The following is a 20,028-nucleotide window of genomic DNA, read 5'->3' as shown; positions in this document are numbered from 1 at the left end:
GGAACGGCGGCGATCGGTTAAAGCGCCCGAGCAATTCATATGCCCGGATTGTAGGCGCTTTGTAGTGCGGCGGCCGTATCCCTAGCCCATGTGCAAACGCAACAGCTCGAACAGCTGTGAGCTTGCATACAGTAGCAAGCCGATAAAGCCGCCCACAATCGTCCCGTTGATGCGGATGTACTGCAAATCCTTACCGATGTTCAACTCGATTTGCCGTGACATGTCGCGTGCGTCCCAGTTTTTCACTGTATCGCTGATGTGGCGCGTGAGGAACTGGGCAAAATCCGGCGCCATGGCGCGCGCCGCTTCTTCCAGATGGTCGTTCAGCGACTGGCGCAGCGCGGGGTCATGCGCCAGTTCGCGGCCTACCCACTGGCCCATCGCCATCACCCGGGCGTGCAGGGCCGAATCGCTGCTTTGCAGATCGCGTTTGAGCCATGCGCGCAATTCGCCCCACATGTCCTTCACATACGTGCTGAGCGCTTCGCCTTCCACCAGATAACGCTTCAATTCCTCGCCTTTCTGCAGGAATGCCGGATCGGTTTTAAGTTTGACGATCAGTTTCTGGGCGGCGTCGTCGAATTTCTGGCGCAACTGATGAGCAGGGTTCTCACTGATCTGCTCGAGCATCCGGTTCACCGCATTGGCGATCGCCTCGGCGCCTTTTTCCCCAAGCCACGCCGACGGTAGGATCATTTCCATCTTCGGATATTCGCCCTTCACCCATTCGACGATCCGCTCAGCGATAAACTCGCGCGCCTGCGGTTCGCGCAGCAGCGCCACGACCTGTTCGATACCGGCGTCGAGCAGTTCCTGATGACGGCCGTCCTTGGTGAGCGTGTCGAGAATCGAGCCCATGGATTGCGACAGATCGACTTTGGCCAGCACGTCGCGCAAGGCGTCCTTGATAAAGACCTGGATACGCACGTCGTCAGTCAGTTCGAGAATGCCGCCGGTCAGTTTGACCACGTAGTCGCCCAGCCGCGCGGTATTGGCCGGTTTCGTCAGCCAGCCGGTGATGCTTTGCGCCGGGTCGTGTTTCTGGATCAGTCCGACCAGCGACGGCACGTCCAGAAATTTGTCCTGCACGAACACCGCGAGGTTGTCGGCGATCTTGTGCTTGTTCTTCGGAATGATCGCGGTGTGGGCGGAGACGATCGGGATCGGCACGCGGCGAAACAGCGCGACCACGGCGAACCAGTCGGCTAGCGCGCCGACCATGGCGGCCTCGGCTATCGCCTTGATGCCGTCCACCCAGAGGCCGCGCGGCATGAAGGCGGTCACAAGGAAAACGCAGGCGGCGGCCGCCAGCAGCAGTAGCGGGGTGCGCTTGGCCTTCTTCAATTCGGTTTCTTTGTTCATCGGCAGCAGAGCAGCGAGGTTTTATTCGATTGGAATGGTGCGGTGCGATCGGGACGCTGGTCCAGAAACGGGAGTGTAGCGCCGCTGTTCCGGCCGTGTGGGGCCGGCTTGGGACAGTTTTTGACCGCAGGCGCGGTAACATGAGCGCCGAATGAACATCGAGCGACGACGCAATTGAACGGAATGGAGGCACAGTGATCAGGTTTCTGCACACCGCGGACTGGCAGATAGGCACGCAATTCGGTCAGTTCGAGCCGGACGAAGCCGCGCATCTCGCGGAAGCGCGCTTCGAGACCGTGCGCCGGATCGCTGAGGAAGCGGCTGCGCGCAAGGTCGACGCCGTGCTGGTCGCCGGCGACGTATTCGACCTGCAGACCGTCTCGGACACGGTGATCCGCCGCTTGTTCGGCGCGCTGCAGGCGTTCTCGGGGCCGTGGATCATGTTGCCGGGCAATCACGATGCGGCGCTGGTCGAGAGCGTCTGGACCCGTGCGCAACGCCTGAACTGCGTGGCGCCGAACGTACAGCTCGTGCTCGAACCCGGCGTGGTGACGCTCGATGCCTGCCAGTGCGCGTTGCTCTGCTCGCCGCTCACGCAACGCATCACTTACGACGACACGACGGGCTTCTTCGACACGACGGAGACGCCGCCCGGCTATCACCGCATCGGACTCGCGCATGGCAGCGTCAGCGGGATTCTGCAGGAGGGCATCGATTCATCGAACCCGATCGCGCCGACGCGTGCCGCGAGCGCGCGTCTGGACTATCTCGCGCTCGGCGACTGGCACGGTCATTTGCGCGTCGACGAACGCACCTGGTATGCCGGCACGCACGAGCAGGACCGTTTCCGCGCCAACGATCCGGGCTTCATGCTCGACGTCACGCTGACCGAGCCAGGCGCCGTGCCGTCCGTTGAAGCGGTGCGAGTCGGAAAATATCAATGGCATCGTTGGGAAGAGACGATCTCCGTGCCGACCGACGTCGATTCGCTCAAGCTGCGCCTCAGCGCGTTAGGCAGTCACGACGTGCTGCGCGTGACCGTAAGCGGCTCGACCGCACTGGCCGAAGCCGAAGCGATTCACGTCGCGATGGAAGAAACCCGTGCGCGCGTGCGTGCGCTACGTGTCGATCTGAGTGGTCTGCAGGTGCTGCCCACCGCCGCCGACCTCGCCGAACTCGGCGCGCAGAGCGGCTACCTCGCGAAGGTGGTGGCGCGTCTGCGAGGCTTGCAGGAAGACCCGCAGTCCGACCCGCAACAGGTCAAACGCGCGGCCGAGGCGTTATTGCTTCTGGCGCGTTTTCAACGTGAACTGCCGCGCGAAGCGAGGTCCGCATGAAGCTGGAAAGCATCGCGATTCAGGAGTTCAAGCAGTTCACCGGACGGCTCGTTATCGACGATCTGCAGCCCGGACTCAATCTGTTCACCGGCCCGAACGAGGCCGGCAAGAGCACGATCGCCGAAGCCGTGCGGGCCGTGTTCCTCGAACGCTATAAGGCTTCGCATCTGAAAGACCTCCTGCCGTGGGGCAAGGCGAGCGGGCAGCCGTCGGTTGAAGTGACGTTCGATATGGACGGCACGGCGTGCAGGTTGTCGAAGCAGTTCGTCACCCGGCAGCGCTGCGAATTGAAGATCGGTCAGACGGTGTTCGGCGAGGACGAAGCGGAAGACAAGCTCGCCGTGCTCCTCGGTTTTTCGCGTGCAGCGCGTGGGCCGCTAAAGGCGGAGAACGCCGGCGTTCCCGGATTGTTGTGGGTGCAACAAGGCGGCACGCAGGAGGTTCGCGATTCCACGGGACATGCTGCGCAGTATCTGCGCGATGCGTTGTCGCAACTCTCGGGCGGCCATGAATCGGCGGGTGAGGATGCGCTGATCGCGGCGGTGCAGCGCGAGCTCCGGCATCTGCTCACGGCGCGTACGCAGAAGTCCACCGGGCCATTGGCTGAGGCCGAACAGGCGTTGGCAGCGCTGATCGAAGAGCGCGACGAGCTGGAGCAGCAGCGTCAGCAGTTCGACGAGAACATCGTGCGGCTTGCCACGCAGCAGGAAGCCTTCGACGACGCGCAACGCAAGCGCCCATGGGAGCTTCATGAGCAGAAGGCCGTGCAGGCGCAACAGCGCGCTGATGCCGCGGCCGAACTCGAACGGAGTCTTCAGGGCTTGGCGCAATCGCTGCAATTGAAGGACGCGGAGTTAGCGCTTTCGTTGCAACAGGAACAGGCGGCGACTGAACTCGAAACCGCCGTTGCACGCGAGCGGCAGCAACTCGACGCCGCACGAGCCAATGTCTCGACGGTTCAGAACGAGCATGCGCAGGCTCAGGCGAGCGTGGCGAAATTTGAGCAGGCGTCTGCCGATGCCAACCGTGCGTACGAACTGGCGAACGCCGCGGTGACCGCGGGCGATTTGCGCAGTCAGATTGCGTTGCACCGCACAGAAAGCGAACGGCTCGAAGCATCGATCGCGGCTGCCGGCGAGGCGAACGAGGCCGTGCTGGAGGCGACGCGCGCAGCGGCCGCGCTCGAAATCGACGGAGCACAATTGAAGCGGCTCCAATCGCTCGATGCGGAATTGACAGTGCTGCGTGCGCGGACCGAAGCGGCGATGACGCGGATCGAATACCGGTTGAATGGCACGATCACAGTCGGTGATGCGAAGGTAAGCGGCGAGGGCGTGCTGCGGATCGACGAGGAGAAACTGATCGGTCTTGGCGAACTCGGCGAATTGCGGGTGATTCCGGGCGTTTCCGATCTGTCGGCGCGCTTGTCCGAGTTGGCGTCGCTCGAAGCCCAGCATGCGCAGTTGTTGCAGGTGCTGGGCGTGGCGTCGTTGGGTGAGGCCGAGGCCAGGCTCGAGCAGTGGAAGACGCTGGTCGCGCAGCAGAAAAGCCAGGCGAAGATTCTTGAGGTGCATGCGCCGCAGGGTATCGACGCACTGCGGGCAGCGTTGGCTTCGGCGGATGCGCGATTGCAAACGGCTAACGGACGGCTTGCGGCGTTGCCCGATGTCTCCGCCGCGCCACCGCTCGATGAGGCTCGCCGCAACGCCGACATCGCACGCGATGCGCTGGATGCCGCCAGAAAAGTATTGGCGCAAGCGGCGGAAAAGCGCTCGACGGCTACGGCCACGACGGAATCGCTCGCCGCGCAACTCCAGCGCAAGGAAGCGCAACTGGCCGACGAAGCGTTCTGCCGCAACCGCGCGCAGTGGCAGACGAAAATCGTCGAGCAGCGCGTGCAGGTCGAGGCGTTGAAGAAACAGCTTGAAGGTCGCGAACGCGAGTTGGAAGCGGCGCGTCTCGACGATCCGGCGGCTGAGGCGAAACGCTATCGGGCGTCTGCGGAACTTGCGCGCAACGAGCAGCACGAACGGCAACTGCGGATCGCGCAGTTGCGCAGTCAGCTTGAGACGGTTGGCGCGTCTGGGCTCGGGGAGCGTCTCGCGACAGTGAACGCTTCGGTCGAACAGGCCACGCGGCGTAAAGAAGAACTCAGCTTGCGAGCAAGCGCTTTGAGTCTGCTCGACGAAGTGCTTGTCGACGAACGCGATGCGGCGGTGGCGCAGCTGCGTGCGCCGTTGACCGAGCGTCTCGGGCACTATCTGAAGCGGATTTTCCCACAGTCGACGATTGCGCTCGGCGACGATCTGAGTCCGGCAACACTAGATCGTTATGGCCGCGCGGATACGCTGGATGCGTTGAGCTTCGGAACGCGGGAGCAACTCGGCATTCTGACGCGGCTCGCGTATGCGGATCTATTGAAGGCGTCGGGTAGGCCCACCTTGCTCATGCTCGACGACGCAGCCGTGCATACCGACGCGACGCGGCGCGATGCGATCAAGCGCGCGCTGATCGATGCGGCTACGCGGCATCAGATTCTGGTGTTCACGTGCCATCCGGAGCTTTGGGACGATCTGGGCGTCAGGCAGCGGGCGATTGAGGATTTGAAAGTGGCGGCATAGGGCGTCTTGGGACGCCTTGGTTTCGTTGAATGTTTCGTTGAATGACCCGGGAACGTCATGACTCAACTTTATCGCGGCATGGATCAGGCGGCACTGCGTGCGGCCTACGACAACGTGGCGGCAGTGGCCGACGTCGCTGAGCGCATGCTCGGCTTTCAGGAGCGCAGCGCGGCGTTGTATGCCGCTTCGCAGTGTCGGCGTGATGTGGCGTACGGCCCGCGGCCCCGGCAACGTTTCGACTGGTTTCCGTGCGGGAAGCCTGACGCGCCGATTTTCGTGTTCATACACGGCGGCTACTGGCAGGCGCGCAGCAAGGAAGATTTTGCGTTCGTCGCCAGTGGGCCGCTTGGGTGCGGCTTCAATGTTGTGCTCGCGGAATATACGTTGGCGCCGGACGCGTCGATGACGCAGATTGTCGGTGAAGTCGATGCGCTGCTGGCGGCGCTGGCGGCTGATCGTGATGGGCTCGGCACGCGTGGTCCCGTTTGCCTTGCGGGGCATTCTGCGGGCGGGCAATTGAGTGCGCTTTATCGCACGCATGAGTCTGTCGTGCACGCCATGCCGATCAGCGCACTGGTGGACCTGGAACCGATTGCGATGTCATGGCTCAACGAGAAGCTGCAGCTAACGCCGGCGGAGATCGATGCGTATAGCCCGATGCGGCACATCGGCAAAGGTGTGCCGATGACTGTTAGCGTCGGCACGGCCGAGTTGCCGGAGCTGGTTCGGCATTCAGAGGAATACGTGGCGGCGTGCCGGCAAGCGGGTGAGCAGGTGGAGTTCGTGCCGCTCGCCGGGTGTAATCACTTTACGATTCTTGAGGACCTTGCGCGGGCCGATGGGGTGCAAATGGAGGCGTTGGTGAAGGGAATGGGGCGAAGGTGACCCACTGTGCTCACTCATACCACCGCGGTGTGTAAACCCATTCACCGCCATCGATACCGTTAGCAAACGCGCGTGTCGTCGACGACCCGACGATCACCATCGTGCGCATGTCCACATCGGAGGAACGCAGTTCACCGAGCGTGATCGTGCGCATTGTGCTACCCGGTCTGCCGATATCGCGGCCGAGCACGACTTTCGTCGCGGCAGTGCGATATTCCCGCACGATATCCAGCGCTTTATCCAACTGCCACGGGCGTGCGCGAGAGATCGGGTTATAGAACGCCATCACCAGATCTGCTTCGGCCGTATGCCGAAGGCGTTTTTCGATGATGCTCCACGGCTTCAGATTGTCGGATAGCGACAGCATGCAGAAGTCATGGCCCAACGGCGCGCCAGCTTGCGCCGCGGTTGCCATCGCAGCGGACACTCCCGGCACGATGGCAAGTTGGACTGCGCGCCAGTCAGCGTTCGTCGAAGCGCCTTCTTCGAGCGCCTCGAGCACCGCGGCCGCCATCGCAAACACGCCCGGGTCGCCCGAGGACACCATTACCACTGACCGTCCAGTGCTCGCAAGTTCGAACGCATGGCGTGCCCGCTGCATCTCTTCGCGATTGTCCGTGCCGTGTACGCGTTGGTCGGCCCGCAAGGGGCCGGCCATTTTCACGTAGGTTTCGTAGCCGAGAATATCGGTGGCTTCATTCAGCGCCGTTCGGGCGGCGGGCACCATCAGGTCCGCGCTGCCGGGGCCGAGGCCGATCACGGTCAAGCGGCCGCGTGTACGGCCAATCGTGTCTGGGTCGATTGCCAATGCTGCTAGCGCGAGCGCGACTCCTGCTTCCGCGTCGTCATGCAAGGTTTGATAAGGGACGCGCAGCGCGGCGTGCAGCAAATTGCTCGGCGGCTCGCCGTCCTCCGGGCCCGCATGGGCAAAACGCAGCGGCACGTTCAGGCTCGCCGCGGCATCGGCGAGCGCCGGGTTCGCCATGTGTTCGGAAGGAACCAGCAATGCCGCGAGCGAAAGCGGTGCAAGACCGTGCGCGTTCAACGCCTCGTGTACGAGCGCGGCGATTCGCTCGCCGGAAGTCGTCTGCGTATCAGGATCAGAATTGGCAGCAAGGTCTGTATCGGTGCTGGAAGACGCACCCGGACCCGGAACGGCCACCGCCGCCACCACACTCCGCGGATGAATCACTAACTCATCATCGCGCCCATCCCACGCACGCGGCGTTACGCGGATCGCGAGGCGTGCCGATTCCGAGCGCGGCAATTGCGCGTCTTCGAGCCACGGCGCTTCACCCTCAATGCGCGTGCTTTCACCAGCCAGAAGATCCGACACGAAGCGCTTACCTTGCGCTATATCGGCAAGCGCATAGCCCTCAGGCGGATTGAGCACACATGTTCCGAAGCGCAATTCGCCACTCGTCGTAATCGCTGGCGACACGTTCAACGCAGCCGCAATCTCGCGAGCCATCACGTTGACGCCTGCAAGGCCGCCGAGCAAGGGCACGACCGCACTGCCATCTTCTGCAACGGCCAGCACCGGCGGCTCGACGCCCTTATTCGACAGCAAGGGCGCCACGCAACGGATCACGATCCCGGCGGCGCACAACGCGATGATCGGCGTGCCGCGCGCATACAGATCACCCAGGTGCGCGCGGAGCTCCGTGTACGAGACGTCAGCCTCGACTCGGCCCTGCAAGGCATGAACCTGGCATCCGGCATACAGCATCTGGATACGCCGTGCGGTCTCCAACGCGCCCGCACCGAGAATCACGATCGCGGGTGGCGTCAACCTTGCCATTTTTCCCCCGGCACCACGAGCAGCGAAAAATACGGCGAGGCCATCGGATCGACTTCGTCGAGCGGCACGATGCGCTGATTGCCCATGGTCGCGCGTTCGACGTAAAGCGCACGATGCGCGAGCCCCAGTTCGCCGAGCACGCGCCGCACCTTATCGAAATTGCGGCCGAGCTTCATGATGACCGCAGCATCCGCATCGGCGAGACGTCGGCGTAGTTCGTCTTCGGGCAACACGCCGGAGAGCACCGACAGACTCTGATTGCGATACACCAGCGGCGAGCCAAGTACCGCTGCGCCGCCGAGCATCGAGCACACACCGGGCACGACTTCAGCCTCGAACCGGGCTGCGAGGCGGTCGTGCAAATACATGTACGAGCCGTAGAAAAACGGATCGCCTTCGCAAATCACCGCGACGTCGCGGCCCGCGTCGAGATGGCCGGCGACGACCTCCGCAGCGGTATCGTAGAAGTCGGCGATGATCGCTTCATACGACAGCGGCGGCTCGAGCGCTTCGGTCGTGACGGGATAGACGAGCGGCAGATGCTGTTGAGCGTCATGCAAATGCGCCTCGATGATGCTGAAGGCGTTGCCCTTCTTACCCTTCGCGACGAAATACGCGACCACGGGTGCCGCTTTCAGCAAACGCAGCGCTTTCAGCGTGATGAGTTCCGGGTCGCCGGGGCCGACGCCGAGTCCGAATAAACGTCCTTGCACGGTCATTTACTCGACCTCCGTCGCGAGCGCGTTCACAGCAGCGGCCGCCATCGCGCTGCCGCCGCGTCGTCCGTGAACCACGACGAAGGGCACGCCGCGGCTGTCTTCGGCCAGCATCGCTTTCGATTCGGCCGCGCCGACGAAACCGACCGGAAAGCCGAGGATCAGCGCGGGCTTTGGCGCACCGGCATCGAGCATATCGAGCAGATGAAAGAGGGCGGTCGGCGCATTGCCGATCACGACGACGCTGCCGGCCAGCTGCGGCCGCCACAATTCGAGCGCGGCGGCCGAGCGCGTATTGCCGAGTTCGCGCGCGAGCGCAGGCACGTCCTGATGCGTGAGCGTGCAGATCACGTTGTTGTTCGCGGGCAGTCGAGCGCGCGTGATGCCTTGCGCCACCATGCCGGCGTCGCACAGAATCGGCGCGCCTTGCGCGAGCGCCGTACGGCCCGCGGCGCCTGCGCCTTCGGAAAACTGAAGATCTTCAACGACGTCGATCATGCCGCAGGCGTGGATCACGCGCACCGCGAGTTTCTCGAGGTCGGCAGGGATACGCGATAAGTCGGCCTCCGCACGTATCGTCGCGAAGGATTGGCGATAGATCTCCTGACCGTCGCGAATGTAATCAAGCATCTGAGGGGCTCCGGGCCGGGTGTGCCAATGGGTCGAGCATATCGGCGGCCTGTTCGATCGTGAGTTGGTGCGCGACGCACGAGCCGAAACCCGGCTGGCCGTCGCGGCGATAAAGGTCGTAGGTGCCGGGCGCCGCGGCCAGCAGCGTGTACGGCGCGCAATGTGCGGCGGCGCATGAGCGCGGACAGCCGCTCAGATGGACGTCGACGCCGTCGGGCAGGCGATCCGCTAGAAGTAACGCGTCGGCTTTGGTGTTAGCGAGGCTTTTCGCGCAGCCTGTGGAACCGGCGCAGGCGATTAAGTGCGTAATGGGTTGTGCGGGATCGCAGGCGAGCCCCAGCGCATTCATTTCAGCGAGCACGGCGGGCGCGGCATCGGCAGCGATATCGGGCAGTAATACGCTTTGCCAGGGCGTCATGCGCAGCGTGCCGTTGCCTTGCTGTTGCGAGAGCGTGGCGAGGCCGCGCAAGGTCGTGGCGTCGAGGCGTCCGAGCGGCGGTTGGCCGCCTACGTGCAGCATTCCCACAACTCGCTGTGCGTGCGCGCCGAGTCGCAAAGTGGCATCGGCAGGTGTGGGGCGTTGCCAGTTTGCAAGCGATGTGTCGCGTGACAGCGGGAAATCGACGTACGTTTGAGCGTGCTGCAATACGGCGTCGATGGAATGCGCGGCGAGCAGGTGACGCATGCGCGTGTCATCTGGAGCGGCCAGATCGAGGAACGTGTGCAGCAGCGCGCAGACGAGGTCTGTGACTTGCGAAGGCAGCACGGCGGCGAGAGCGCCGGCGTAGTTCGGACGAGAATGGTCAACGGCGCTATGCGCGATGTGTTGGAAGGCATCGGAGTTCGCCGCAGCTGACGGGCAACCCGCCAATCCGAACACAAATCGCACACCGTCTTCGGCCTGCATGGCTGCTAGCCAGACATCGTGCGGATGATCCAACCTGGCAAGGCGCTCACCACCATCGAGCAGTAGCGCGAATTTCGGCGATAGCGCCGCGAAACGCGGTTCGGATTGCAGCAAGGTGAGCAGTTCGACGCAAAGCGGCCTTGTATCGAACAGCGCAAACGGATCGCGTCCGGCAGTCGGGCTCACCATCAGATTGCGCACATCGTCCGCCGAGGTCGCTACCAGCACGCCGGAAGCATCCACCGCACCGCCCGTCGGAATCGGCCCAAGCCCCGCATCGACCAGCGCCGCGATCAACGCCGCCTCATGCCCGCTTCGCACACCACGCACCTGCAGATTCGCGCGATTGGTCAGCTCGACCACACCCGCCGCATGCCGCTCACTGACATCAGCAATCACCGCCGCCTGCGCCGCGCTCAACTCGCCTCCGGGCAATTTAATCCGGCAAATCCCCCCATCACGCGCCGCGACGATGCGCAGCAGCCCCGGACACGCCGAGGGCCGCAGCACGAGAGCCGCGTCGGGCAAAGCAGTGGAGGGCGAAGCTTGATTCAAGACGGACACCGGGTTGAGCGTCGCGCGACGGCCCGAGCAAGCCGCAAAGCGGCCCTTGCTACGGCATCGGTACACCCCGCCCGATGTAGGCTGGCACGAACAGTCTGGCCGGCAGGTCTCCTGGCTGGCAGGTCATGGTCCGCCGCGGCCTTCCCGGTCGAACCAGTGGCGCGGAGCGCAGGCGGACTCGCTGCATACAGTTGCGGGGGCAGCCACAGCGACACTGTGTTCCCTCTTCGGCCCCGAAGGGCACCGGCGGCTGTATTATGCCTTTTTTCGAACAGTACAACGAGGCTGGACGCTTTGATCGGCGTGGCACAGCGGATTATTTGAAGATACAGAAAGAGGATGGATGCATGCCGGCGTGGCTGACCGTGGTGGGCATAGGCGATGACGGCTTCGCCGGCTTGGGGAGGCCCGCGCGGCGCGCTTTGCTGGAAGCGTCGGTGGTTTATGGCGGTGAACGTCATCTGGCGATGCTGCCCGCGCGCCTCGCCGCGCGCCGTGCGGCATGGCCGAAGCCGTTCGATCTCGCGCCTTTGCTGGCGGAGCGGACAGGGCCCGTGTGTGTGCTGGCGAGTGGCGACCCGATGCTGTTCGGCGTCGGCGCAACGCTCGCGCGGCACTTGCCGGCAGGGGAGTTGCGGGTGCTGCCCGCGCCCTCGTCGTTGTCGCTGGCGGCCGCGCGGCTTGGCTGGCCGTTGCAGGATGTCGCCACGGTTTCGCTGGTGGGAAGGCCGTTGCCGACGCTGAATGCTCATTTGCACGACGGCGCGCGCGTCTTCGTGCTGAGTGCCGACGGGCGTACGCCTGCCGCGCTGGCCGAACTGTTGAATGCACGCGGTTTCGGCGCGACGCGGATGACCGTGCTGGAACATCTGGGCGGTGATCTGGAGCGGTGCATAGATGGCCGCGCGCACCAGTGGCCCGCAGGGGAAGTGGCGGCGCTGAACCTGATCGCGCTTGAATGCCGCGCAACGGAAGGCGCGCCGCGTTTGCCGCTGACCGTCGGCTTGCCTGACGACGCCTTTCGCCACGACGGTCAGTTGACCAAGCGCGACGTCCGCGCGATTACGCTGGCGCGCCTCGCGCCGACGCCCGGCGAATTGCTATGGGATGTGGGCGCGGGCAGCGGCTCGATTGGCATCGAATGGATGCGCGCACACCCGACCTGCCGCGCGATCGCGATCGAAGGGCACGCGGAGCGGCAGCGCTTCATCGAACACAATCGCGATGCGTTGGGCGTGCCGGGTTTGCAACTGGTGGCCGGCCGCGCGCCTGATGCGTTGGAAGGTTTGGCTGTGCCGGATGCCGTGTTCATCGGCGGTGGCGTGACGGTGCCGGGTGTGCTTGACGCCTGCTGGGCGCGTCTGCGCGACGGCGGACGTCTGGTGGCCAATGCCGTGACCTTGCAAGGCGAGGCAGCGCTGGCGGCGTGGCGTGAGCAACACGGCGGCACGTTGACTCGCATCGCGCTGGCTGACGCGCAGCCGCTCGGCGGCTTCGATACGTGGCGCCAGGCGTTGCCGATTACGCTGCTGGAGGTTACGAAGCTGGCCAGCAGCGCGGACGGCACCTCAAGCACGAGCGCCGCATCCAGCACGTCCACCAGTTCAGCCGACTCACCATTCCATCCGTAATGCGCGAAGAAACGCCCGAACAACCCGCGCCGCTGCGTAGCGGCTACACGACCGGCAGTTGCGCCACCGCGACGTCGCTCGCGGCCGCGCGTCTGTTGCTCGCGGGTATCGTCAGCGAGGTCGCGGAGATCGTGTTGCCGAAGGGCCGGCTCGTGCCGATGCCACTGGTGTTCTGCCGCCTGACCGCCGATGGCGCGGAAGCCGGCACAGTAAAAGACGCAGGCGACGATCCCGACGTGACGCACGGCGCGATCGTATTCGCCCGCGTGCGTTTGCTTGCCGAACCGGGTGTGATATTCCGCGCGGGGCCAGGCGTTGGCACGGTGACACGCGCCGGCCTCACGCTGCCAGTCGGCGAACCAGCGATCAATCCCGTCCCTCGCAAGATGATGACCGAACATCTGACCGAACTCGCCGCGGAACATGGATACGCAGGCGGCTTCGAAGTAACGATTGGCGTCGAAGGCGGCGAAGCACTCGCACTGAAAACGATGAACCCGCGCCTCGGCATTCTCGGCGGTTTGTCGATTCTCGGCACCACCGGCATCGTGCGGCCGTTCTCGTGCTCGGCCTATATCGCCTCGATTCATCAGGGCATCGACGTCGCGCGTGCGAACGGTTACCTGCATCTCGCGGCCTGCACCGGCAACGCAAGTGAAGACGCGATGCGCGCGCATTACGGTCTGCCGGACATCGCACTGATCGAAATGGGCGACTTCGTCGGCGCGGTGCTCAAACATATGAAGCGCGCGCCGGTCGAGCGCTTGAGCGTGTGCGGCGGCTTCGGCAAACTCAGCAAATTGGCAGCCGGGCACCTCGATCTGCATAGCCGCAATTCGAGCATCGATCTGGAACGGCTTGCAACATGGGCCGCCGAATATGGCGCCGACGACGCGTTACAAGCGGCGATCCTCGCCGCCAATACGAGCCAGCAGGCGGTCGCGTTGGCGCATGCGCAACACGTGCCGCTCGGCAACATTGTCTGCCAGCATGCGCTGGCTGTAGCGCGCGATATCGTGCCGCCGCAGGTCGCGGTCGAAATGTTCGCGATTGACCGCCAGGGCAATCTGATCGGGGTCGCGCAATGACAAGCATTCTGCTGCTCGGCGGAACCGGCGACGCCTTGCGAATCGCGAGGCAACTCGGCCCTGAGCACGTGTACAGTCTCGCGGGCCTCGGAAAGGTGCCGGACGATTTGACATGCGAGGTGCGCGTAGGCGGCTTCGGTGGCAGCGAAGGCATGGCGCGTTATATCGAGGACAAACGCATTAGCCTCGTAATCGACGCGACACATCCCTACGCCGCGCAGATCAGCGCCAATGCCGCGAAAGCGAGCAGTGCGGCGCGCGTACCGTGCTGGGCGCTGCGTCGCGCGGGCTGGCAGCCGCAAGCCGGCGACGACTGGCGCGTGGTCGGCGATTGGCCAGAACTCACGGCCGCGCTAGCCTCATTCAATCGCCCGCTGTTCACACTTGGCCGCGAACCGCTCGCGCATCTCGACGAAATCCGGCCGCAGCAATTCTGGACCGTACGCTGCCTCGAAGCACACGAAACCAATCCACGTGCGCGAATTCTGGCGACACGCGGCCCGTTTACGCTCGAAGGCGAGCGAGCGTTGTTCGACGCCGAAGCATTCGATGTCGTCGTCAGCAAAAACAGCGGCGGCAGCGCCACCGAAGCGAAACTCGAAGTCGCGCGCGAACGTAGCCTGCCGGTGGTCATGCTGCGGCGTCCTGCATTGCCTGCAGTCGATCGCGAGTTTGCAAACGTGGCCGACTTGCTGGAAGCATTGCAAGTCTCAGGTTAAGTGGCGCATGTCATGCATGACATGCCGGCCAAACGAATCATGGAGTAGTGAATGACGGTGTTTTTTATCGGCGCGGGTCCCGGCGACCCGGAACTGATCACGGTGAAAGGGCAACGCCTTGTGCGCACCTGCCCGGTGATCCTGTATGCCGGCTCGCTGGTGCCGGCCGCTGTACTCGAGGAGCATAGCGCGGAGCAGGTCGTGAACACCGCCGAACTCGACCTCGATCAGATCATCGCGTTGCTCAAGGCCGCACACGACAAAGGCCAGGACGTGGCACGCGTGCATTCCGGCGACCCGTCCTTGTACGGCGCGATCGGCGAGCAGATCCGCAGACTTCGCGAACTCGATATTCCCTATGAAATCGTGCCCGGCGTGACGGCAACCGCGGCATGCGCGGCGACACTCGGCTGCGAACTCACCTTGCCCAATATTTCGCAAACGCTGATCCTCACGCGCTTTGCAAGCAAAACGACGATGCCGGAAGGCGAACAACTCGGCGACCTCGCGAGACATCGCGCGACGATGGCGATTCACCTCGGCGTGCGCCATCTCGCGCGCATCGTCGATGAACTACGGCCGCACTACGGCGGCGCGTGCCCGATCGCAGTGATCTATCGCGCCAGCTGGCCGGATGAAGAAAAAATCACCGGCACGCTAGACGACATAGTCGGCAAAGTGCAGTCCACCAACATTGAGCGGACTGCACTGATCCTGGTGGGACAGGTGCTGGCGGCCGAAGGATTCGCGGAGTCGACGTTGTACGCGAAAGGCGGCTGACCCGTCCACCGTCGATTCAGCCGATTCCTTATCCCCCTGACTTCAACTGTGCCCAGAGCCTGCTTTCCAGACGTTTGATCTGGGCGGGCAGGGGCTTGAGCAGAAACAGCGTTTTCAGCACGGATTCAGGCGGGTACACGGTCGGATCGTTGAGAATTTCCGGCCGCACGAATTTGCGCGCGGCGGCGTCCGCATTCGGATAGAACACCTCGTTGGTGATCCCGGCATGAACCTCCGGGCGCTCGATGTAGTTGATCCAGTTGAGCGCCGCTTCCGGATGCGGCGCATCTTTGGGGATCGCCATCATGTCGAACCAGATCGGCGCACCGCCTTGAGGAATGAAGTATTTGACCTCGTAACTCTTGCCGGCTTCGCGCGCGCGATGGCTCGCCATCGACACGTCACCCGACCAGCTCAAAGCAAAACAGATGTCGTCGCCCGCAAGATCGTTGATATAGCTCGTCGCGTTGAACTGCGTGACGTACGGACGGATTTTCTTCAATGCGTCATACGCAGCCTGATAGTCGGCCGGATTCACGCTGCTCGGATCGCGCCCGAGATAGTGCAACGTCACCGCGAAAACATCACTCGGCGCGTCGAGTATGGACACGCCGCAAGTCTTCAGCTTGCTCAGATACTCGGGCTTGAAGAGGATGTCCCAGCTATCGAGCGGCGCATCGTTGCCGAGAATTTTCTTGACCCGTGTAACGTTATAGCCGAGCCCCGTGGTGCCCCATGCCCACGGCACCGCGTACTGATTGCCGGGGTCCGCATCGGCGACCAGCTTGAGCAGATTGTGGTCGAGGTTCACCAGGTTCGGCAGCTTCGATTTGTCGAGTTTCTGGTAGATGCCGGCTTCGATCTGCTTGGCGAGAAAGTTCGAGGTCGGCACCACGACGTCGTACCCCGTAGAACCCGTCAGCAGTTTCGCCTGCAAGGTTTCGTCGCCGTCGTAGACATCGTATTGCACATGAATGCCGGACTCTTTCTCGAAGTTTGGCACGGTGTCTTTCGCGATGTAGTCGGCCCAGTTGTACAGATTGAGCTGCTTTTCGTCGGCGTGCGCGGCGGTGCCGAACGAGCAGAACAACAGCGCTGCCAGCAGCGATGCGCTCGACCTCGACTTCATGAAGGTGTGGGGCATGGTTGTCGTCCAGAGAGGGTTCAGCAGAGCAGTCATGGATTTACATACGCTGATGGCGTTGCAGTTTCTGATTGCGCATCAGGCACACCATGTCGGCGGCAAGGTGGGCCGCGGCGAGCGCGGTGACGTCGCTGTGGTCGTAGGGCGGTGACACTTCCACCACGTCCGCGCCGACCAGATTCACGGCGCCCAGCGCGCGAACGATTTCCAGCGCCTGTGCCGAGCTCAGGCCACCTGCCACCGGCGTGCCCGTACCGGGCGCGAAGGCAGGATCGAGACAGTCGATGTCGAAAGTGAGGTACGTGGGCGCATCGCCGACCATCGACAACACTTCGTCGATGGTCGCCTGTGTGCCGTTGCGATGGACCCACGGCGCGTCGAGAATGCGCACGCCCATGAAGTCCTCGTTCCAGGTGCGAATGCCGATCTGCACTGAGCGCACCGGATCGATCAACCCTTCGCGGATTGCCTTGTAGAACATCGTGCCGTGATTGAGGGAATCGGGGTTGTCGTCCGGCCACGTGTCGCAATGCGCGTCGAAGTGGATCAGGCTCAACGGCTTGCCGTACTTTTCAGCGTGAGCGATCAGCAGCGGGTAAGTGATGTAGTGGTCGCCGCCGAGCGTCAGCATGCGGGTGCCCGTGGCGAGGATCTCGCGGGCGTGGGCGATGATCGCGTCGCGAATGCCGAGCGGGTTGTGGGCGTCGAACCAGCAGTCGCCGTAGTCGACCACGTTTAGATGATCGAACGGGTCGATGCCCCACGGAAACGCGCCCAGTTCGGCCAGTTGCACGGAGGCGGCGCGAATGCCCGCCGGGCCAAAACGCGTGCCGGGACGGAAGGTGGTCGCGAGATCGAGCGGAATGCCCGATACGGCGACGTCGACGCCGGTGAGATCGCGTGTGTAGGGCCGCCGCATGAAGGACAGCACGCCCGCGTAGGTGGGCGGATGAGGTTGGCCGGCCGCGTCAGTGCCTGCGGCAGGAGCGGTCGAGGCGGGGAGCAAAGCGTTCAGGTTCAGGGTCATACACGTCGATCCGGTCAGTTTCAATGAGCGCCGTCACACAAATATTTCTCATGTCTGAAAAACGGCACGAGGCGTGTGAAGAGCAACTGGCGCTATGATTGCGAGGCAATATTCCGGCGAAAAGCGAAGAATCTTGCTGGAAGTATCGATATTTCTAATATCTTCCCTGACCGTGGCGATCCGATGCGTAGACTTCCCCCTCTGCAGGCCTTGCTCGCTTTCGACGCCGCCGCGCGCCTCGGCAGCTTCACGCGCGCGGCGCAAGAACTCGCGCTGACCCAGTCGGCGATCAGCCATCAGATACAGCAACTCGAGGAGTGGGCCGGGGTGCCGCTGTTCCGGCGGATTGGACGCGGCGTCGCGCCGACGGCGGCCGGTCTGCTATTTGCGCAGACCGTGACGTCGGCCATGACGACCCTAGCGGATGGGCGCGATCGCATCGAGCCGTATGGCAATCCCGATTCCGTGATCATCTATTGCGCGCCGCAGTTCGCGACGGGCTGGATCATGCCGCGCATGCCGGCATTTACGGCGGCCATGCCGAACATCGAGATATGGCTCGTTACCGGGGACGAAGTCAACGAGATCGATCGTGTCGATGTCGACCTGATCGTTTCCGCGAAGGAGATCCGCACGCCCGAAGTGATCTGCGAGCCGTTGCTCGACGAGCAGGCGGTCGCTATCTGCGGACCTGTGACCGCGCGCCGTCTGCGTTCGACGTCCTTTCCCGAGGTGTTGACGCAGGCGCCTTTGCTGGTGCTCGAGCAGCGTCCGGAGTGGGCCCCGTGGTTGCCAGAGTTGAGGCGCGGTGGTTTGCGCACGCGGCGTGCGATGACGGTCGACGACCCCCGCATCCTCGTGGCGGCAGCCGAGCAGGAAGCGGGCATCGCGATGGTGTCCCGGCTTACCGCCGGGGATGCGTTGACGAACGGGCGCGTCGAGGTCTTGCCGCAGGTCCCGGGTTTCCCACTCGCGCCGCTCTGGTTGATGCGCTCCGCCCAACCGGCGCGTTCCGCTGCGGTGGATGCGGTTTATGCGTGGATGGTGAGGCTCTGCCGGGACGGCGGTTGAGGTGCAGCCCATGCGTGCTGCGCCTTGAAAATTTCGCAAGCTCTGCACCAGTTCGACAGCACCTCATTCGCGGACGTCAGCGTTCCCGTGTCGCTACGGGCGATCGATTTTTTCGCCGCCACGTTGCCTGCGGGCGGCGAGTAGCAAAGCTCAGTCCTCGAGTGGCGAGAGCGCTTCAAGCGGCACCTGCTTCGCCGGCCCGATGTTGATCGCCGGCACGAAGCCCAACAGCACGACCACAAAAATCGCAATCGCGAAGATCGAGATGAAGGTCAGGTGCAGCGACTGATGCAACACCATGCGGATCATGTCGCTATCGGCAAGACTCGCCACCTGATTCTGCAGCAGCGCCTTCAACTGATCGGACGTCACCACGGCGACGTCCTTCGAGTGACTGAGTCCGAAGTTGAGCACCGCGCCGAACAGCGTCGCGCCGAGCGTGCTGCCGAGATTGCGCGAAAAGAGATTCGATGCGGTGGCGCTGCCGCGCTCGTCCATCTTGACGATCTCCTGGATCAGCACCAGCGAACTGACGCTCGACGTGCCCATGCCGAAGCCCATGATGAGCGAACCGAACGCCGCGATAAGCGGCGAGCCGCCAGGCTGCAGGAACAGCAACAGCACCGCGCCAATCGGGATGAACGCGCTGCCGCCGATCAGAATGCGCCGCAAGCCGATACGGTGAAACGTCTTCGCCGCGAGTGTCGCGCCCGCGGGCCAGCCCACCATCATCATCGTGAGCGCAAGACCGGCAACCACCGGCGAGCGGTGCAGCACGCCCTGAACATACATCGGCAGGAAGGTGGTGGAGCCCATCAGGATCATGCCGGACAGCACGGTTGCCGCATTGCACGCGGCAATCGGCCGACGGCTCCAGAGCGCGAACGAGATCATCGGCTCAGTCGCGCGGCGTTCCTGAAACACGAAGAACAGCAGGCACAGCATGAACGCGCCACCCGCGAGCGATGCCTTGGCGATGTCGTCGTCACCCGCGTAGGTCAGCGCCATCATCAGCGCCGCGATCGCCGCCATGAATAGCGCCGCGCCCGCGAAGTCGATCGACGGGCGCGCATGCCGTTCCGATTCGCGCAGGAACGCGATGAAGCCCGCCGCTGAGGCAAGTCCGATCGGCACGTTCATCCAGAAGATCCACGCCCACGACATGTTGTGAATGATGAAGCCGCCCACCATCGGGCCGACCACTGCTGAAATGGCCCACACGCTGGCGAGATAGCCTTGCACCTTGCCGCGTTCGCGCGCCGGATAGAGATCGGCGACGACGGTCAGCGTGACCGGCTGGATCGCGCCCGCGCCGACACCCTGAATCAGGCGGAACACGATCATGGCGGGCATAGACCAGGCGAAGCCGGCCAGTACCGAGCCAAGCAGAAAGATGGCGATGCCGGCGAGTATGACCGGCTTGCGCCCATAGAGATCGGCAAGCTTGCCGAACACCACGGTCATCGCCGTTTGCGTCAGCAGGAACGACGAAAAGACCCAGCTATACAGATGCAGATCGCCGAGTTGGGCGACGATCTGCGGCATGGCGGTGGAAACGATGGTGGCTTCGATGGCGACCATCGCCATTGATGCCATGACTGCGGCAATGACTAAGGGACGCGACGATTGCGGGCTGCGGGACATGGGGCGGGTAGTATTAGGATGTTGGAAGCGTCTGACGGCTTGAAAGGTAGCACGCACGCCGCGACGCAAAAGCGCGGCCGCACGAAGGCGGCCGATGTCGA

The 20,028-nt window shown here is 63.6% G+C and carries 16 protein-coding genes and 1 riboswitch; of the genes, 8 read left to right on the top strand and 8 right to left on the bottom strand.

Annotation, left to right across the window (positions count from 1 at the left end; all coding sequences use genetic code 11):
- Window positions 1-81 precede the first annotated feature (81 nt).
- Window positions 82-1,362, bottom strand: a complete 1,281-nt coding sequence (locus tag M0D68_RS30425) for a DUF445 domain-containing protein (RefSeq protein WP_200618833.1) — start codon at window positions 1,360-1,362, stop codon at window positions 82-84.
- A gap of 194 nt (window positions 1,363-1,556) precedes the next feature.
- Between M0D68_RS30425 and M0D68_RS30420 the strand changes: the two genes are divergently transcribed.
- From M0D68_RS30420 to M0D68_RS30410, 3 genes are read left to right on the top strand one after another with little or no spacing between them, the layout of a single operon-like run.
- Window positions 1,557-2,699 (top strand): DNA repair exonuclease, encoded by a 1,143-nt coding sequence (locus M0D68_RS30420; RefSeq protein WP_266226241.1) that lies wholly within the window; start codon window positions 1,557-1,559, stop codon window positions 2,697-2,699.
- Window positions 2,696-5,320 (top strand): AAA family ATPase, encoded by a 2,625-nt coding sequence (locus tag M0D68_RS30415; protein WP_211706675.1) that lies wholly within the window; start codon window positions 2,696-2,698, stop codon window positions 5,318-5,320. Before M0D68_RS30420 ends, M0D68_RS30415 begins: the two co-directional genes overlap by 4 nt.
- Window positions 5,321-5,377: 57 nt before the next feature.
- The gene (locus M0D68_RS30410; RefSeq protein WP_211706674.1) at window positions 5,378-6,205 is read left to right on the top strand and encodes an alpha/beta hydrolase; all 828 of its coding nucleotides are present in this window, start codon (window positions 5,378-5,380) and stop codon (window positions 6,203-6,205) included.
- A 10-nt stretch (window positions 6,206-6,215) separates the two neighbouring features.
- Here the strand turns inward: M0D68_RS30410 and cobJ are convergent, their stop codons facing one another.
- The 4 genes from cobJ to cobG are packed head-to-tail and all read right to left on the bottom strand — an operon-like array spanning window position 6,216 to window position 10,814.
- A complete protein-coding gene (gene cobJ, locus M0D68_RS30405; protein ID WP_211706673.1) occupies window positions 6,216-8,006 on the bottom strand; it encodes a precorrin-3B C(17)-methyltransferase in 1,791 nt (596 codons plus the stop codon).
- A complete protein-coding gene (locus M0D68_RS30400; protein WP_093644341.1) occupies window positions 7,994-8,725 on the bottom strand; it encodes a precorrin-2 C(20)-methyltransferase in 732 nt (243 codons plus the stop codon). The genes cobJ and M0D68_RS30400 overlap by 13 nt, the downstream gene beginning before the upstream one ends.
- On the bottom strand, window positions 8,726-9,352 hold the full coding sequence (locus M0D68_RS30395) for a precorrin-8X methylmutase (protein WP_211706672.1): 627 nt from the start codon (window positions 9,350-9,352) through the stop codon (window positions 8,726-8,728).
- On the bottom strand, window positions 9,345-10,814 hold the full coding sequence (gene cobG, locus M0D68_RS30390) for a precorrin-3B synthase (protein ID WP_244869768.1): 1,470 nt from the start codon (window positions 10,812-10,814) through the stop codon (window positions 9,345-9,347). The genes M0D68_RS30395 and cobG overlap by 8 nt, the downstream gene beginning before the upstream one ends.
- A gap of 92 nt (window positions 10,815-10,906) precedes the next feature.
- Window positions 10,907-11,086: riboswitch (cobalamin riboswitch) on the bottom strand.
- Window positions 11,087-11,170: 84 nt separating this feature from the next.
- Between cobG and cbiE the strand changes: the two genes are divergently transcribed.
- From cbiE to cobM, 4 genes are read left to right on the top strand one after another with little or no spacing between them, the layout of a single operon-like run.
- The gene (cbiE, locus tag M0D68_RS30385; protein ID WP_211706670.1) at window positions 11,171-12,454 is read left to right on the top strand and encodes a precorrin-6y C5,15-methyltransferase (decarboxylating) subunit CbiE; all 1,284 of its coding nucleotides are present in this window, start codon (window positions 11,171-11,173) and stop codon (window positions 12,452-12,454) included.
- Window positions 12,454-13,542 (top strand): cobalt-precorrin-5B (C(1))-methyltransferase, encoded by a 1,089-nt coding sequence (locus tag M0D68_RS30380; RefSeq protein WP_211706669.1) that lies wholly within the window; start codon window positions 12,454-12,456, stop codon window positions 13,540-13,542. Before cbiE ends, M0D68_RS30380 begins: the two co-directional genes overlap by 1 nt.
- Window positions 13,539-14,261: a cobalt-precorrin-6A reductase gene (locus M0D68_RS30375; RefSeq protein WP_211706668.1), complete on the top strand. Its 723-nt coding sequence runs from the start codon at window positions 13,539-13,541 to the stop codon at window positions 14,259-14,261. The genes M0D68_RS30380 and M0D68_RS30375 overlap by 4 nt, the downstream gene beginning before the upstream one ends.
- A gap of 51 nt (window positions 14,262-14,312) precedes the next feature.
- On the top strand, window positions 14,313-15,041 hold the full coding sequence (gene cobM, locus M0D68_RS30370) for a precorrin-4 C(11)-methyltransferase (protein WP_200618842.1): 729 nt from the start codon (window positions 14,313-14,315) through the stop codon (window positions 15,039-15,041).
- 28 nt (window positions 15,042-15,069) lie between these two features.
- Here the strand turns inward: cobM and M0D68_RS30365 are convergent, their stop codons facing one another.
- A complete protein-coding gene (locus M0D68_RS30365; RefSeq protein WP_266210789.1) occupies window positions 15,070-16,170 on the bottom strand; it encodes a polyamine ABC transporter substrate-binding protein in 1,101 nt (366 codons plus the stop codon).
- 55 nt (window positions 16,171-16,225) lie between these two features.
- Window positions 16,226-17,212 (bottom strand): agmatinase, encoded by a 987-nt coding sequence (gene speB / locus M0D68_RS30360; RefSeq protein WP_266226239.1) that lies wholly within the window; start codon window positions 17,210-17,212, stop codon window positions 16,226-16,228.
- Window positions 17,213-17,395: 183 nt separating this feature from the next.
- Between speB and M0D68_RS30355 the strand changes: the two genes are divergently transcribed.
- Window positions 17,396-18,283, top strand: coding sequence for a LysR substrate-binding domain-containing protein (locus tag M0D68_RS30355; protein WP_211707142.1), 888 nt, complete (start codon window positions 17,396-17,398; stop codon window positions 18,281-18,283).
- A 150-nt stretch (window positions 18,284-18,433) separates the two neighbouring features.
- Here the strand turns inward: M0D68_RS30355 and M0D68_RS30350 are convergent, their stop codons facing one another.
- A complete protein-coding gene (locus M0D68_RS30350) occupies window positions 18,434-19,927 on the bottom strand; it encodes an MDR family MFS transporter (RefSeq protein WP_200618844.1) in 1,494 nt (497 codons plus the stop codon).
- Window positions 19,928-20,028: the final 101 nt, after the last annotated feature.

Source organism: Paraburkholderia sp. SEWSISQ10-3 4 (assembly GCF_030464785.1).
Lineage (GTDB): Bacteria > Pseudomonadota > Gammaproteobacteria > Burkholderiales > Burkholderiaceae > Paraburkholderia > Paraburkholderia aspalathi.
Note: the sequence above shows the minus strand (reverse complement) of the source record. Positions and strands in the feature narration are given on the sequence as shown.